Here is a 14328-nt window from a genome sequence, read left to right as displayed (position 1 = left end):
GTTTGTACGTTCTCCCTTCCATGGAAAAGATGTGTCTATTATACCGAAGTTTAAGAAAAAAAGGGCTCTTCTTAAGAAAAATTAAGATTTTCTTTGGGGATATTTTAAGGAGAGTCGTTTAAAGTACGGTTTTAAATGGAAAAATCAAAAAGTAGATGAACGGCAGGCTTCTGCTGCAATGAAACAAAAATCGGTTTGAAAAGAAGCTTACTGTTTTGGTGAAAGGGGAATAATGGGAAAATGACGGACAAGACATGGAAGAAAGGAAAAACGAAGATGGATATTATTGCCAGCCGCACCGGGAAGAGGACATTCTGGTACCGGGCCCTGGTTCTTCTGTTACTTTCCGCTTTTTTCTGCTGGCTGTTTTGTCTGCGGCAGGGAGCGTTTGGTTCAAAAGTAGACTGGATCAGTCAGCACAGCGTACTTCCGGATTATTTTCGCCGGCAGTTTTATGCCACAGGAAATCTGTTTCCGGAATTTGCGGCAAATATCGGGGGAGGACAGAATATATATCATTTTTCCTACTACGGGCTGTACAGTCCGGTCATTCTCCTTTCTTATCTGCTTCCTTTTGTGAAGATGTCCGATTATATTATGGGGGCACAGTTTGTCTGTCTGGCAGTTTCCGTGATCCTTGTTTATCTCTGGCTCAGAAACCAGAAGTTCGGAGAGAGGATCTGTTTTGGCACTGCGGTGCTGTTTCTTCTGGCGGCGCCAATGATTTTTCATTCCTATAATCAGATTATGTTTGTCAACTATATGCCCTTTTTGTGTATGGGCTTTTTTGGTGTGGACCGGTATTTTTCACGGAGAGCCGTTTCCTGGAATTTTTCCGGCACCGGACAACAGATGTTCAGGAAGAAATATGTATGTCTCACTAAAGAGAGAAGAACAGGGAGAAAGAACCGGAATGAGAACAGCGATTCCGCTGTCCGAATGGCAAAAAAGAAAGGAAACGTTCGTACATTTTTCCGGGCAAGAAGCAGCGGGCTTTTGATCGTCAGCGTTTTTCTGATGATCATGACCAGCTTTTATTTCAGCATCGGAGGTATGCTTGTTCTGGGAGTGTACGCCATCCATCGTTATCTTATGGAGTGCGGCAGGATGCGGCGGCAGGTGACGGCGGCGGGCCTCTTAAAAGAGGGGGCGGCTTTTCTACTGCGTCTTCTGATTGCCGTGATGATGAGCAGCATTCTTCTGGTGCCGACGATTTTTGCTCTCACAGGGAGAGAAAACAGCGTCACAGGCATTTCCTGGCAGGAACTTCTGATTCCGCAGTTTCGCATCAAAGAGTTTTGCTATAATCCTTACAGTCTGGGCCTTACGACACTGGCTTTTACGATCCTCGTATCTGTTTTATTTTTCAAAAAATGGCAGGATAAGATACTGGCGGGAAGCTGTTTGTTTATTTTATGTATCCCGCTTTTTTCCTGGCTGTTAAACGGCGGGCTCTATATGCGGGATAAGGCGCTAATCCCGTTTCTCCCTCTGCTTTGCTATCTCATCGCCCTGTATCTTCATTCCCTGGAAAATGGACCGAAGACAGGAAGGATGACCACATCAGAGACAGGCAGAAGATTTATTTCTTCTATTCTACCCTATGTGCTGACGAGCGCTCTCATTATCACAGAAAAAAATAAAATCGGCGCCAGCTGGTGTTTTTGGCTTCTTTTGGCGGACGCCGTTTTGATGGCCGTCTTCTTTTGTATATTCTGGAGAAAAAGAAATGCGCTTTTTCTTCTGGCACCTTCCATCCTTTTTCTGGCATTTTTCGGAGTCGTCTGTCATCAGAGTATGGACCGGATGCTGGATAAAGACTTTTATAAGGCGGTCAACGACAGGGAGATCGGCAGGCTGCTGTCGGAGACGCTGGCAAAAGAAACGGGATTTTACCGGGCGGAGCAGTCCGGAACCGATAAAGAAAATGAAGCGGATATTAATCGTATATGGACAAACGATCAGTACATTTCCTCCCTGTATTCCTCGGGGTATCATCAGGGTTACGATACCTTCCGCAAAAAGACGTTTCAACTGGAACAGCCTTTCCGGAACTGCCTGATGCAGTCGTCCTCACGCAATCCGGTTTTTGAGAAATTTATGGGCGTAAAGTATATCTGTTCCAAAGAAACGGTGCCGGGCGCCGCAAAAACAGCAGAAAAAGGCGGATGGAAGATTTATGAAAATCCATCGGCGTCTCCGGTCATCTACAGCACAGACCGGATGATATCAGCTTCCGAATACGCAAAACTGGAATTTCCGTATAATCAGCTGGCGCTGCTTTACTATGCGGTGGATGATGATAAAACATCGTCCGCAGAAAATGTGAAAGAAGAAATCTGCCGGGACAGCGGCGTGCAGGATATTTCCGGTGACTTTGCCGCGGGAATCAGCGGGACCGGATGGATTTCCGGAACTGCCGGGGGATTTGCTGTCTGCGCAGAGGCGGAAGAGGAGATTTCCGTTGCTCTCCCCACAGAAAGATCAGTCAGTGAAAATCCACAACAGAAAGTACTATTTCTGCAGTTTCAGGTGAAAAACCTGCATCCGGATCAGGATCTTTCCATCTGGGTGGGAGAGATGAAGAATACCCTGACGGCAAAGAGTCATTATTATTATAATGAAAACACAACGTTTACTTTTGCAGTTCCGTTGGAAGAGGGACAGCGTTCGGCGAAGCTGACCTTTGGAAAAGGAACATACCAGCTGTCAGGAATCCGTGCCTTTCTCGCCAAGCTGCCGGAACAGCGTGTCGGAGACCCGGACGGACTATATCAGTCACAGATCCGGTTAAATACGGACAAAACCAGGGGGAATGTGATTTCCGGTCAGATGACTGTGACAAAAGCCGGGGATTTGGTCACGACCATTCCTTATGAAAAGAACTTTACCATCTATGTGGATGGAAAACAGACAGCGGCAAAAGATGTCAATACGGCTTTTCTTGGCTGTTCGGTGGGAGAGGGAAGGCACGAGATAACTATTATTTATCATGCACCGGGAGTGACGGCGGGAAAAGTGCTGTCGTTTACGGGTCTTGTCTGGTTTGTGCTGCTGCTCCGGACAGGCAGGAGAAAAAGCATATGGGCACGGCAGAAAACAGCCATATAATTTTCTTTACATTTTCTCCGGGGTATATTACCATAAAAAGCAAAAACGGAAAGACGAGGAAAGAGAAAATGACCGAACGGGAAAAAAGGGATCTGGGACTCTGGTACGACGCCAATTATGATCCGGAACTTCTGGAAGAACGCATGCAGGCAGAGGATCTCTGTTTTGCTTTTAACCATACGGCGCCCCGGGATGCCGAAAAACAAAATAAAATCTTAGAGGAACTGTTGGCACAGCATGGCAGAGACAGCGCTGTCCTGGCACCTTTCAACGTAGATTACGGTTACAACTGCCGTATCGGCGACAATACTTTTGTCAATCATTATGCGTATTTCATGGACTGTGCGCCGATCACCATCGGAAAGTATTGTTTTATCGGGCCGTACTGCGGTATGTACACTGCCATTCATCCGCTGGTGGCCGAAGAGCGGAATCAGGGACTGGAGATCGCAAAGCCGATCACCGTGGGAGACAATGTCTGGATCGGAGCCAATGTCACTATTCTTCCTGGCGTGACCATCGGGGAAGGCAGCGTCATCGGAGCCAAGAGCGTAGTGACCAAAGATATTCCTGCCAACGTCCTTGCCATGGGAAACCCATGCCGGGTCATCCGGGAGATTACGGAGGCAGACCGGATTCAGAAGGAGAAATCGTATGTTTGAGGGAAAGGCGGATAAGATCCTATACGGGGGAGATTATAACCCGGAGCAGTGGCCGGAAGAAGTATGGAAAGAGGATATGGCTTTGTTTCAGAAAGCGTATATTGATATTGTGACACTGAATGTATTTTCCTGGGCGCTGCTGCAGAGATCAGAAGAAGAATATCATTTTGAACAGCTGGACCGGATCATGGAGATGGTTCGGGAGAACGGACTGAAAGTCTGCATGGCCACTTCCACCGCGGTGCATCCGGCCTGGATGGCAAGAAAATATCCGGATATTCTCCGGGTTGATTTTGAGGGCCGGAAAAGAAAGTTCGGGGGAAGGGCGAATTCCTGTCCCAACAGTCCGACATACCGGAAATATTCCCGGATCCTGGCCGGAAAGCTGGCGGAGCGCTATAAAGATTATGATAATATCGTGGCGTGGCACATTTCAATGAATACAGCGGGGAATGTTACTGTGAAAACTGTGAGAAGAATTTCCGGCTGTGGCTGCAAAAGAAATACCATACACTGGAGTGCCTGAACCGGAGCTGGAATACGGCTTTCTGGGGACATACTTTCTATGATTGGGAAGAGATCGTGGCGCCGGATATGCGATCCGAGTATTTTGAGCCGGAACGGACATATTTTCAGCCGATTTCTCTGGACTACCGGAGGTTTATGTCGGATTCTATGCTGGAATGTTACCGTCTGGAGTATCAGGCCATAAAGAAAGTGATCCCCGATGCGGAGATCACCACCAATCTGATGGATTTTTATAAACCGCTGGATTACTTTAAATGGGCGCCGGAAATGGATTTTATTTCCTGGGACTGCTACCCGGATAACGGCGAGCCTTATGCAAGAACTTCCATGGCTCATGACCTGATGCGCGGCCTTAAGGGCGGACAGTCCTTTGCACTGATGGAACAGACGCCAACGGTCTCCAACTGGCTTCCGTATAATTCGCTGAAGCGGCCGGGCGTGATGCGTCTGCTGAGCTATCAGGCGGTGGCCCACGGAGCAGACACGGTTATGTTTTTCCAGATGAGGAAAAGCGCCGGCGCCTGTGAGAAGTTCCATGGGGCGGTCATTGAACACGCCGGGACGGCAGATACCCGTGTGTTCCGGGAAGTTTCCGCTCTGGGACAGGAACTTTGTCGTCTGGGCAGCCGCACCCTTGGCATGCGCACCCGTTCGGAGATTGCCATGATCTTTGACTGGGATAACTGGTGGGGAATGGAATACTCGGCCGGTCCGACCAGAGAGCTTAAATATCTGGAAGAGTTTGGAAAGTATTACATGGCTCTCCGAAACAGGAACTATAACATCGATATCGTCAGCCCGGAACAGAGCCTTGACGCCTATTCTCTGGTCATTGCCCCGGTCTGGTATATGGTAAAGGGAGAGGACGATGAGAATATCCGAAGCTTCGTCCAGCGGGGAGGAACCTTTGTCACCACATTTTTCAGCGGAATGGTGCAGGAAAATGATTTGATCGTGCCGGGAGGTTACCCGGGCAAACTCCGGGATATTCTTGGCATCTGGGTGGAAGAGGAGGATGCGCTGCCGCCTGATCAGGAAAATGCATTTCGTTATCGTGGAAAAACCTATCCGGCCAGGATCCTCTGTGATCTGCTTCATCCGGAAGGGGCGGAACAGATGGATGAGACAGGTTATCTGTCTGATTTTTATGCGGGAATGCCGGTTATCACCCGAAACCGGATGGGAAAAGGATACGCCTGCTTTGTGGCGGCTTCCTCCAATGAGGAGTTTTACCGGGATTTCCTTGGAGATATCTGTGCGAAATGTCACATCCGTCCGGTACTGGAAACGCCGGAAGGCGTGGAGGTCACGAGCCGTCAGAATGAAAAAGAAACGCTGTTTTTCGTGCTCAATCACAATGCTGCCGATACAAAAATAAAGCTTCCGTTTTCCGGTGTGGATCTGATTTCCGGAGAGACGTATCCGGAAGGAGAAGTTCTCTTAAAAGGATATGACGTGAAGATTTTTTCATTCCAAACCTTTCAGGCATAGCAGAGCATACATTTCAGGCATTTGCAACTTATTTTGATGCGTTTTATAATAAAGAAGATAAATGTAATTGCCTATGAAGAGATAAAAGTTTCAAAAAAGTCAGGAGGATGAAAAATGGTATATAAGGATTTTCAGGACCTGAAGTTATCGGCACTGGGTATGGGCGCCATGCGTCTTCCGGTCATTGACGGCGACGATGCGAAAATCGACGAGGCTGCCGCCGGGGAGATGGTCGCTTATGCCATGGAGCACGGCATCAATTATTACGATACAGCGTGGGGCTATCACAACGGCAATTCTGAGCTGGTGATGGGCAGGGCCCTCAGCAAATATCCGAGAGACAAATTTTATCTCGCCACTAAATTTCCGGGATACGATCTCTCCAACATGCCGAAGGTAAAAGAAATTTTTGAAAAACAGCTGGAAAAATGTCAGGTGGAATATTTTGATTTCTATCTGTTCCACAATGTATGCGAGATGAATATCGACGCGTACCTGGATGAGAAATACGGTATCTTTGATTATCTCATGGAGCAGAAGAAAAACGGGCGGATCAAACATCTGGGATTCTCTGCTCACGGAAGTTATGACGTGATGAAACGTTTCCTGGACGCCTACGGCGATCACATGGAGTTCTGCCAGATTCAGTTGAACTACGTGGACTGGTCTTTCCAGAACGCCAAGGCAAAAGTAGAGCTGTTAAAAGAACATAACATCCCGGTCTGGGTAATGGAACCGCTGCGCGGCGGTAAACTGGCTTCTCTGCCGGAGAAAGAGACCAGCATACTGAAATCCATGCGTCCGGACGAGGAAGTGCCGGCATGGGCGTTCCGTTTCCTTCAGTCGATTCCGGAGGTAACTATGGTATTGTCCGGTATGTCCAACGCAGAGCAGATGAAGGCCAATATCGCAACCTTTGAGACCGATAAACCTTTAAACGATGAAGAGATGAAGAGCCTTCTGGCCCTGGCCGACGGCATGTTAAACGGTACACTGCTGTGTACTGCCTGCCATTATTGCGTCAGCCATTGTCCGAAAGGACTGGATATCCCGCGCCTTTTGGAACTTTACAATGAGCATAAGTTTACCGGAGGCGGCTTCATTGCGCCGATGGCACTTGCGGCAGTTCCGGAAGACAAACAGCCGTCCGCCTGCATCGGATGCAGAAGCTGCGAGAAAGTCTGTCCGCAGCAGATCAAAATATCCGAAGCCATGGCTGATTTTGCGGCTAAGCTGAAAGGCTGATATCCGGACATTTGGAAAGAAAAGAGCACGAGAATGAACGATTTGGCTATTCATTCTCGTGCTTTTTTTCTTTCTAGTCAGAGATTATTTTTATTCAAATAGAGAATTCTTTTTCCTTCCCAAGCAGGGACGGATTTTTATAGATATTCTTCAAAATATTGTATTGCACTGAATTTTAATAGATTGATACTTTTTGGATTATCTCTGTGTTTCATTGCGCGTCGGTATGATATAACAAGAATATCTTTGAAGGAGCAAGGGGAAAAGAGAATGAAACCGTATATACATTTAAGGATAAATTAAGGCTGCCTTATCTCTCTTTTAAGGGGCGCATGCTATTCTTTTTTCAGAAGCAGAGAGAATTTACGAACAAAGCAAATTCATAATGCAAAAAGAATTCTTATGACAAAAAGAATGTATTCACGAAAAGGAGGCAGTGCCATGAGTCAGTATATGATAGAAACCAACAACCTCACCAAAAAATACGGGGAGCAGGCCGGAGTTTTCGAGGCGTCCCTGCACGTAAGACCCGGGCGGATTTACGGGCTTCTCGGGAGGAACGGAGCGGGAAAGACCACTATCATGCGGATGCTGCTGGGATTGACGGAGCCCACGGCGGGGCAGATACAGATATTCGGGAAACCGCTCCATGGCAATGAGAGGAGGATTCTTCCCCATGTGGGCAGTCTTATTGAGTCGCCGGGATTTTATCCCAACCTCACCGGAACGGAGAATTTAAGGATTTTCGCAAAGTTGCGGCGGATCAAAAATCCAGAAGCCATTCCGGAGGCGCTCGCTCTCGTGAATCTTCCTTATAAAGATAAGAAGCTGTTTTCTCAGTATTCTCTGGGGATGAAACAGAGGCTTGCAATCGCTCTGACTGTCATGCATGACCCGGACCTGTTGATCCTTGACGAGCCCATCAACGGTCTGGACCCCATCGGCATTGCGGAGGTGCGGCGGTTTATCCGGGAGCTCTGTGATAAAAGGGGGAAGACTATCATGATTTCCAGTCATATATTATCGGAGATTGCCCTGCTGGCGGACGATATCGGAATCATCGATCACGGGAGACTGCTGGAGGAGGAGAGCCTTCATGAACTGGAGCAGAAGAACCGCCGGTACATTTACCTGGAAGTGTCGGAGCCGGAGCGGGCGGCGAAGCTGCTGGCAGAGAAATTTGCGCTCTCGGGCGCGGACTGTGAGACGGACGGCGGGAAGGGCCTGTGCATTTATAAGATGCAGGTGCAGATCCAGGATATCCTTCCGGTTCTGATCCAGAATGATTTCTCTGTTTCCTGCGCGAAGATCTGCGAGGATACCCTGGAAGACTATTTTAAGAAGGTGACAGGGGGTGAGGGGATTGCCTGAATTGATTGCATGTGAATTTCTGAAACTGAAAAGAAGAAAAATCCTTCCGGCGGTGGTTGCGCTGGCCTTGCTGTTTCCGCTGCTGGTGGTGTTCGTCACCAGGTCCGGGATGAACGGCGACGGCAGTCTCTCTTATCTGCAGGGACGGTTTGATTATTCTTATACCCTGATGTTGTCCTATGGTCTTGTGCTGCTGGAACCCTGTCTGCTGGGCGTTCTGGCGTCGCTGTTGTTTTTTCAGGAGAGGGATAACGATACTTTTAAAAATATCCGGGCCATTCCGGTCGCTGCCACGAAACTGGTGGTGACAAAACTGCTGGTGCTTTTGATCTACAGTCTTATCTACACCCTGGCAAATGTATGTTTTACCGTGATTTTTACCTGGATTTTCGACGCCGGAACAGTATACGGACTGGTATTCAAGTTTGGCTTTGCCTGCATGTTCAGCGTCGGTATTACCATAGCCACCCTTCCGGTGGTCGTTTTCATCGTGTACTTTAATAAGACCTATCTGATTTCCATGCTGCTGTCCTTTTTCTATTCGGTATTGTCCTGGGCAGCTCTGGTGGTGGTATCCATGAATGAGTCCCTGATAAAAATTATTAACTATTTCCCGGTGCTGTGCATGCTCAACTGGAGCAGCGGCGTGATGATACGGCAGATGCCCCAGCGGAATCTGGCGCCGGAAGCCTATGATCTGGTGCCGTCTAATCCGGAGGCGGCGCTTATATTGGGAATCACCCTGGCAGTGAGTCTGTGGTTAATTTTTCGTTTTTACAGGAGGTGGACGAGATGAGAGAGTGCATTGTAACAGAATTCTGGAAAATGAAACGGTATTCGGTGATCAAGGCGGGGGTTGCCATGATGGTTCTCTCTGTGCTCATGAGCTTTTTTTACTCGACGGCCAATACCTCCGTGGGATGGGATTTTTCTTATTATATTCATGAGATCATCATTACCAACGGAACGTATTTCTTTCCGGTGATCATTACTCTGATGGCAGTCTTTGTGATTTCCCGCGAGAATACAGATGATACGTTGAAGTCCGTTTTGACGGTTCCGGTTTCCTATGACAGTCTGCTGGCTGGCAAACTGGTGTTCCTGCTGTTTCTGACGGTCATGTTCAGTATCTGCAATGTGTTTTTTGCCGTAATCGTCAATGGATTTCTGGGTCTGCCGGATATGACGGTGCTGACAGTGGCCGCGGCCGCCGGACAGATTCTTCTGTCAAATGTATTGATTTATATTTCGGTACTTCCGCTGATCGTTCTCAACACATTTTTGCTGAAAAGCAGCGTGTTCGGCGCGGCCATCGCCTTTGTGTACGGCTATCTGGGTACCTTCGAGGGACGGATCATGAACTGGTACCCGGTCAAAGCCGCAATGATTCTCACAGATCCTCTCTGTGGCAGCGGTTATGATCTGGGGGATTTCACATATCAGGCAGCGCCAGCGGCCCTTGTATTGGGCATCTGCTTTTTGCTGGCTATATTGATTCTGGCAGTTTTCGCCCGCCGAAGAAGGATACCCGAAAAGGAAACGGAAAGCAGTAAGAGAAAAACAGCAGGAAAGACAGCAAGGAAGAAAGGCTGGTAAACTATTGACATTTTCTCCGGCTTTTAGTATAAAGAAAAGAATCAGGAATAAAAAGACGGGGATGATTATTATGACTCAATTTTTGCTGAAACTGTTTGTAAAAGATTATGAAAATGAAGAGTCGGCCGCCGTGCATTCTGCCATCGGCAAGCTGGCGGGCGGCACCGGAATCGTGTGCAATCTGCTTTTGTTTTTCGGGAAGCTCATGGTGGGCTGGCTGGCCAACTCTGTTTCTATCATCGCTGATGCTGTCAACAACTTGTCGGATGCGTCGTCTTCTGTGGTGACGCTTCTGGGATTTAAGATGGCACAGCAGCCGGCGGACGAAGAGCATCCATACGGCCACGCCCGGTATGAATATCTGTCCGGGCTGGTGGTAGCGGCATTGATTTTGATCATCGGTTTTGATCTGGCTAAATCTTCTCTGCAGAAGATCATTCATCCGGAGGCCGTGGAGTTTTCCATCGCCACTTTCGTGGTACTGCTGCTTTCCATCGGTGTGAAGTTATGGATGGCAGGTTTTTTCCGCTCTCTGGGGAAAAGAATCCGTTCCACCACTCTGGAAGCCACTTCCGTGGACAGCCGCAATGACGTTATCACTTCATCAGCGGTACTGCTCGGCTGCGCGGTGGGATATTTCTTCGATATAAATATAGACGGTATCGTTGGTCTGGCCGTGGCGATTTTTATCTTATACTCCGGCGTGGACATTGCCCGGGAGACCATTTCTCCTCTCCTTGGCAAACAGGCGGACCCGGGGCTTGTGGAGAAGATTACGAATCTGGTATTGTCCCATGAGAAGATTCTCGGAATTCACGATCTGTTGGTTCATGACTATGGTCCGGGCCAGTGCTTTGCCACCCTCCATGCGGAGCTCAGCGCGGAGGAGGATCCGCTTGTGTGTCATGACATTATTGACGATATCGAGAGAGACGCTCTGGAACAGATGAATGTTCATCTGGTCATCCATTATGATCCGGTGGTTCTGGATGACGCCGAATGGAATGAGATGAAGGGAATCGTGGAAGAGATCATAAAGGATCTGGATCCGCAGCTTTCCATGCATGATTTCCGGGTGGTGCGAAGCTCCAAACAGACGAAGCTTATGTTTGATCTGGCGGTGCCGTATTCCATGCGCCAGAAACATAAAGAACTGAAAGAAAAGATTGATCAGGCCTTATTGGCAAAGGACAAGCATTACGTGACGATCATCGCTTTTGATGAAACGGCTTGAGCCAGGGCAGACAGGAACATTGAAAATGGTTATGGCATCAGCCTGTGTGGTTGATTCCATAACTATTTTTGGTAAAGATGGTAAAAGATTACAAAGCAACGAACCAGAGAGGGTATTTCTGCGGCTTATTATGCATTTTGTGCATTTTTAAGCATTTAATACAAGTATTAGACACAAAATAAAGTTTTTTTTATAATAAAGGTGTTTCCTGCGAAAGAATGGCAGAAAACACCTGTTTTTTATTTCATAGGAAATCAGACAGCAGTCATTGATTATACAATAAAAAAATGACAGGAAAGGGCAAGAAAGCGGATAGAGATAGCAGGATATCCGGAAGGGTATTCCGACAGAGAGGAGAACTACTCATGAAACAAAAGGGAAAAATGATGATTGATCTTATAATGACGGTGATGCTTCTTTGTCAGATGGGATATATGCTGGTGGGAGAAACACTTCATGAGTGGGTGGGAACCGCCATGTTCCTTCTGTTCATTGTGCATCACATTTTAAACCGCCGGTGGTACGGCGGTCTGCAAAGAGGCAGGTATACGCCATATCGGATTATGCAGATTCTGATAAATATTCTTTTGCTCGTTTCCATGGCCGCCCTGATGGTCAGCGGAATTGTCATGTCAAGAGTTGTCTTTGCATTTCTTCCTCTGCAGGGGGGGATGGCGCTTGCAAGGGTGGTTCATATGCTGGCTTCTTACTGGGGGTTTATCCTCATGAGCGTTCATCTGGGCATGCACTGGGGGATGGTCATGGGAATGATCCGGAAGTTTCTGGGGGCAAACGGAAGAGAACAGTCCCCGAGGTCCCGAAGGATCGTACTTCGCCTTCTGGCGGCGGCTGTTTCTGTGTATGGAATCTATGGTTTTGTGCACCAGCATATCGCGGATTATCTGTTTCTGCGCAGCCAGTTTGTATTTTTTGATTTTGAGCAGCCCCTGTTTTTATTGTTTGCAGAATACATCGCTATGATGGGATTGTGGACATGTATCGCTTACTATATTACAATACTGTTGCAGAAAAGGAGAATCAACAGATCATAAAAAGGAGGAACCTATTTGGAACAACGGCTTGATCTGGCTAAGGCTGTGACAAAACAGGTCGGCCAGGTTATTTTGGGAAAAGAAAAAGAAATCTGTGAAATCATGCTTGCCTTTCTGGCGAACGGGCATGTTCTTCTGGAAGACATTCCGGGAGTGGGAAAGACGACGCTGGCTCTGGCTTTTTCAAGAGCAATGCAGCTTGACTATAAAAGAATACAGTTTACACCCGATGTTCTGCCATCGGATCTGACGGGATTTTCCATTTACCGCCGGGAGGAAGAACGATTTGTCTATCAGGAAGGAAGCGTATTTTGTAATCTGCTTCTGGCCGACGAGATCAACCGGACTTCGCCAAAAACCCAGTCGGCCCTTCTGGAAGTAATGGAGGAGCGGAAAGTGACGGTGGAAGGCGTCACCAGAGCGGTACCGGAACCTTTTCTTGTCATAGCCACGCAGAATCCCCAGGGCAGCGCCGGAACACAGCTGCTGCCGGAGGCGCAGGTGGACCGGTTTATGGTCAGCCTTTCGGTGGGATATCCGGATTTTGACAGTGAGCTTGCCATGGTGATGGGAGTCCGGGAGCAAAGCCGGGTGGAAGAGATCCAGCCGGTGTTTGATGCTGGAACGTTGCAAAAGATGCAGGAAGATGTGGACCGGGTTTATCTCAAAGAAACTGTGGGAGAGTATATTGTCCGGCTGGTCCGGGCCACCAGAGAACATCCGGATCTTTACTGCGGCGGCAGTCCACGGGCCTCCATCGCGCTGGTACGCATGGCCCGGGCAGCGGCGTGGATGAACGGCCGGGATTATGTACTTCCTTCTGATGTGGAAGAACAGTTCCCATACTGCATCCGGCACAGAGTTTCACTGGCCGGCACGGCTCGGATGAACGGACAGAAAAGGGAAGCGGTTATCCGGGAGATTCTCGGACAGATCAGGCGCCCATCCATGGGGATGCGGCGATGAAAAAGATTATTTATCTCATTGTGACCAGTATCACTTGGTATCTTTCCGCCATGTACCGGTCGGTTCCGCTCATGGCTCTGACGCTCACAGAACTTGTACTTTTTGTAAGCATGTGGCTGCTGTCTTTTTATTTGAAATACTGCATCCGAGCAGGATTTGAGAGGGAGATGCTTGTCTGCCGGAAAGGGGAAGAACCTTTCGGAAATATTTTAGTGGAAAACCGGGGGATTTTTCCGGCAGGAGTCGTCCGCCTGCGGCTTAGGATCTGTGATCCGGATATGAAGAAGAAGACGAGCATTTCGCTGCTTGCAGGTTCGGGAAAACGAATCAGTCGGAAGATAACATTTCCCATAGAAAAACCGCACTGCGGCCTGCTTCTTTTTAAAATGGAAAAACTCTATGTGTATGATTATCTGACCTTGTTTCGCAGAAAGAAGAAACAACAGGAAGAGCTGAAAATTGCCGTGCTGCCCGCAAAGCGGCATCTGCGCCTTTTTCTGGCGTCGGATCCCTGGCAGGAAATGCAGCTTTCCGGTCAGGATGATCATGGCAGACCCGGTGCAAATATGGATGAAATCCGACAGCTCCGGGAACATGTCCGGGGAGAGCCGTATCGGTTTATTCACTGGAAACAGAGCGCGCGGCTGGATAAGCTATTGATAAAGGAATATTATCAGTCAGAAGAGGAGTCCTTTGCTCTTTCCGTCTGTCCCGGCAGCTGGAAGAACAAAACGGCCGTGGAAAAAGATGCATTTTATGAGGTGTTGTCGGCCCTCCTTCTGGGAATTCTGGACAGAGGCCGCGGGGTCAAAGTATTTTTTGAGAAAAAAGATGGCTCTGTCGCAGTCCGGACCTTATGGAGAGAACAGGATTGTGACGAGTTTCTGATCTTTCTTTATCGGGAGGAAGAAGAAGCGGCAGCCATGCCGTCTGTTCCTGGACCGGGTCTTTGTTTGGACGGCGGACTGCGTCTGACTTTCTTTGGAAAAGAGATTTGTCAGTTTACGGCAGATCATTTTGAAAAAGAACTGGATACGTTTGATGTAACGGTGTTGTAATGTTCGGGAGGTGG

General features: G+C 48.2%; 13 protein-coding genes. All 13 read left to right on the top strand.

Annotation, left to right across the window (positions count from 1 at the left end; genetic code table 11):
• Positions 1 to 240 precede the first annotated feature (240 nt).
• Complete coding sequence (locus B5E53_RS08200) at positions 241 to 3111, top strand: YfhO family protein (RefSeq protein ID WP_087313962.1); 2871 nt, start codon at positions 241 to 243, stop codon at positions 3109 to 3111.
• Complete coding sequence (locus tag B5E53_RS08195) at positions 3084 to 3773, top strand: sugar O-acetyltransferase (RefSeq protein WP_343215617.1); 690 nt, start codon at positions 3084 to 3086, stop codon at positions 3771 to 3773. The genes B5E53_RS08200 and B5E53_RS08195 overlap by 28 nt, the downstream gene beginning before the upstream one ends.
• The gene (locus B5E53_RS20095) at positions 3766 to 4299 is read left to right on the top strand and encodes a beta-galactosidase (protein ID WP_343215616.1); all 534 of its coding nucleotides are present in this window, start codon (positions 3766 to 3768) and stop codon (positions 4297 to 4299) included. Before B5E53_RS08195 ends, B5E53_RS20095 begins: the two co-directional genes overlap by 8 nt.
• The gene (locus B5E53_RS08190) at positions 4197 to 5792 is read left to right on the top strand and encodes a beta-galactosidase (protein WP_343215615.1); all 1596 of its coding nucleotides are present in this window, start codon (positions 4197 to 4199) and stop codon (positions 5790 to 5792) included. The genes B5E53_RS20095 and B5E53_RS08190 overlap by 103 nt, the downstream gene beginning before the upstream one ends.
• 114 nt (positions 5793 to 5906) lie before the next feature.
• Positions 5907 to 7037, top strand: a complete 1131-nt coding sequence (locus B5E53_RS08185) for an aldo/keto reductase (RefSeq protein WP_087313960.1) — start codon at positions 5907 to 5909, stop codon at positions 7035 to 7037.
• Positions 7038 to 7478: 441 nt separating this feature from the next.
• Positions 7479 to 8408 (top strand): ATP-binding cassette domain-containing protein, encoded by a 930-nt coding sequence (locus tag B5E53_RS08180; RefSeq protein ID WP_087313958.1) that lies wholly within the window; start codon positions 7479 to 7481, stop codon positions 8406 to 8408.
• The gene (locus B5E53_RS08175) at positions 8401 to 9204 is read left to right on the top strand and encodes an ABC transporter permease (RefSeq protein WP_162611855.1); all 804 of its coding nucleotides are present in this window, start codon (positions 8401 to 8403) and stop codon (positions 9202 to 9204) included. The genes B5E53_RS08180 and B5E53_RS08175 overlap by 8 nt, the downstream gene beginning before the upstream one ends.
• Positions 9201 to 10004 (top strand): ABC transporter permease, encoded by an 804-nt coding sequence (locus B5E53_RS08170; RefSeq protein ID WP_087313954.1) that lies wholly within the window; start codon positions 9201 to 9203, stop codon positions 10002 to 10004. The genes B5E53_RS08175 and B5E53_RS08170 overlap by 4 nt, the downstream gene beginning before the upstream one ends.
• Positions 10005 to 10074: 70 nt before the next feature.
• Positions 10075 to 11238, top strand: coding sequence for a cation diffusion facilitator family transporter (locus tag B5E53_RS08165; protein ID WP_087314075.1), 1164 nt, complete (start codon positions 10075 to 10077; stop codon positions 11236 to 11238).
• The gene (locus tag B5E53_RS19205) at positions 11225 to 11389 is read left to right on the top strand and encodes a hypothetical protein (RefSeq protein WP_162611854.1); all 165 of its coding nucleotides are present in this window, start codon (positions 11225 to 11227) and stop codon (positions 11387 to 11389) included. Before B5E53_RS08165 ends, B5E53_RS19205 begins: the two co-directional genes overlap by 14 nt.
• A 214-nt stretch (positions 11390 to 11603) precedes the next feature.
• The gene (locus B5E53_RS08160) at positions 11604 to 12290 is read left to right on the top strand and encodes a DUF4405 domain-containing protein (RefSeq protein WP_087313952.1); all 687 of its coding nucleotides are present in this window, start codon (positions 11604 to 11606) and stop codon (positions 12288 to 12290) included.
• Positions 12291 to 12305: 15 nt separating this feature from the next.
• A complete protein-coding gene (locus tag B5E53_RS08155) occupies positions 12306 to 13256 on the top strand; it encodes a MoxR family ATPase (RefSeq protein ID WP_242963583.1) in 951 nt (316 codons plus the stop codon).
• A complete protein-coding gene (locus B5E53_RS08150; protein ID WP_087313950.1) occupies positions 13253 to 14314 on the top strand; it encodes a DUF58 domain-containing protein in 1062 nt (353 codons plus the stop codon). The genes B5E53_RS08155 and B5E53_RS08150 overlap by 4 nt, the downstream gene beginning before the upstream one ends.
• Positions 14315 to 14328: the final 14 nt, after the last annotated feature.

The organism is Eubacterium sp. An11 (assembly GCF_002161065.1).
Lineage (GTDB): Bacteria > Bacillota > Clostridia > Lachnospirales > Lachnospiraceae > Anaerobutyricum > Anaerobutyricum faecale.
Note: the sequence above shows the minus strand (reverse complement) of the source record. Positions and strands in the feature narration are given on the sequence as shown.

Excerpts from the sequence above, each read along its gene's own strand:
- B5E53_RS08165 (WP_087314075.1), top strand. The coding sequence starts at position 10,075 with ATGACTCAATTTTTGCTGAAACTGTTTGTAAAAGATTATGAAAATGAA.
- B5E53_RS08170 (WP_087313954.1), top strand. The coding sequence starts at position 9,201 with ATGAGAGAGTGCATTGTAACAGAATTCTGGAAAATGAAACGGTATTCG.
- B5E53_RS19205 (WP_162611854.1), top strand. The coding sequence starts at position 11,225 with ATGAAACGGCTTGAGCCAGGGCAGACAGGAACATTGAAAATGGTTATG.
- B5E53_RS08180 (WP_087313958.1), top strand. The coding sequence starts at position 7,479 with ATGAGTCAGTATATGATAGAAACCAACAACCTCACCAAAAAATACGGG.
- B5E53_RS08195 (WP_343215617.1), top strand. The coding sequence starts at position 3,084 with ATGGGCACGGCAGAAAACAGCCATATAATTTTCTTTACATTTTCTCCG.
- B5E53_RS20095 (WP_343215616.1), top strand. The coding sequence starts at position 3,766 with ATGTTTGAGGGAAAGGCGGATAAGATCCTATACGGGGGAGATTATAAC.
- B5E53_RS08200 (WP_087313962.1), top strand. The coding sequence starts at position 241 with ATGACGGACAAGACATGGAAGAAAGGAAAAACGAAGATGGATATTATT.
- B5E53_RS08185 (WP_087313960.1), top strand. The coding sequence starts at position 5,907 with ATGGTATATAAGGATTTTCAGGACCTGAAGTTATCGGCACTGGGTATG.
- B5E53_RS08150 (WP_087313950.1), top strand. The coding sequence starts at position 13,253 with ATGAAAAAGATTATTTATCTCATTGTGACCAGTATCACTTGGTATCTT.
- B5E53_RS08160 (WP_087313952.1), top strand. The coding sequence starts at position 11,604 with ATGAAACAAAAGGGAAAAATGATGATTGATCTTATAATGACGGTGATG.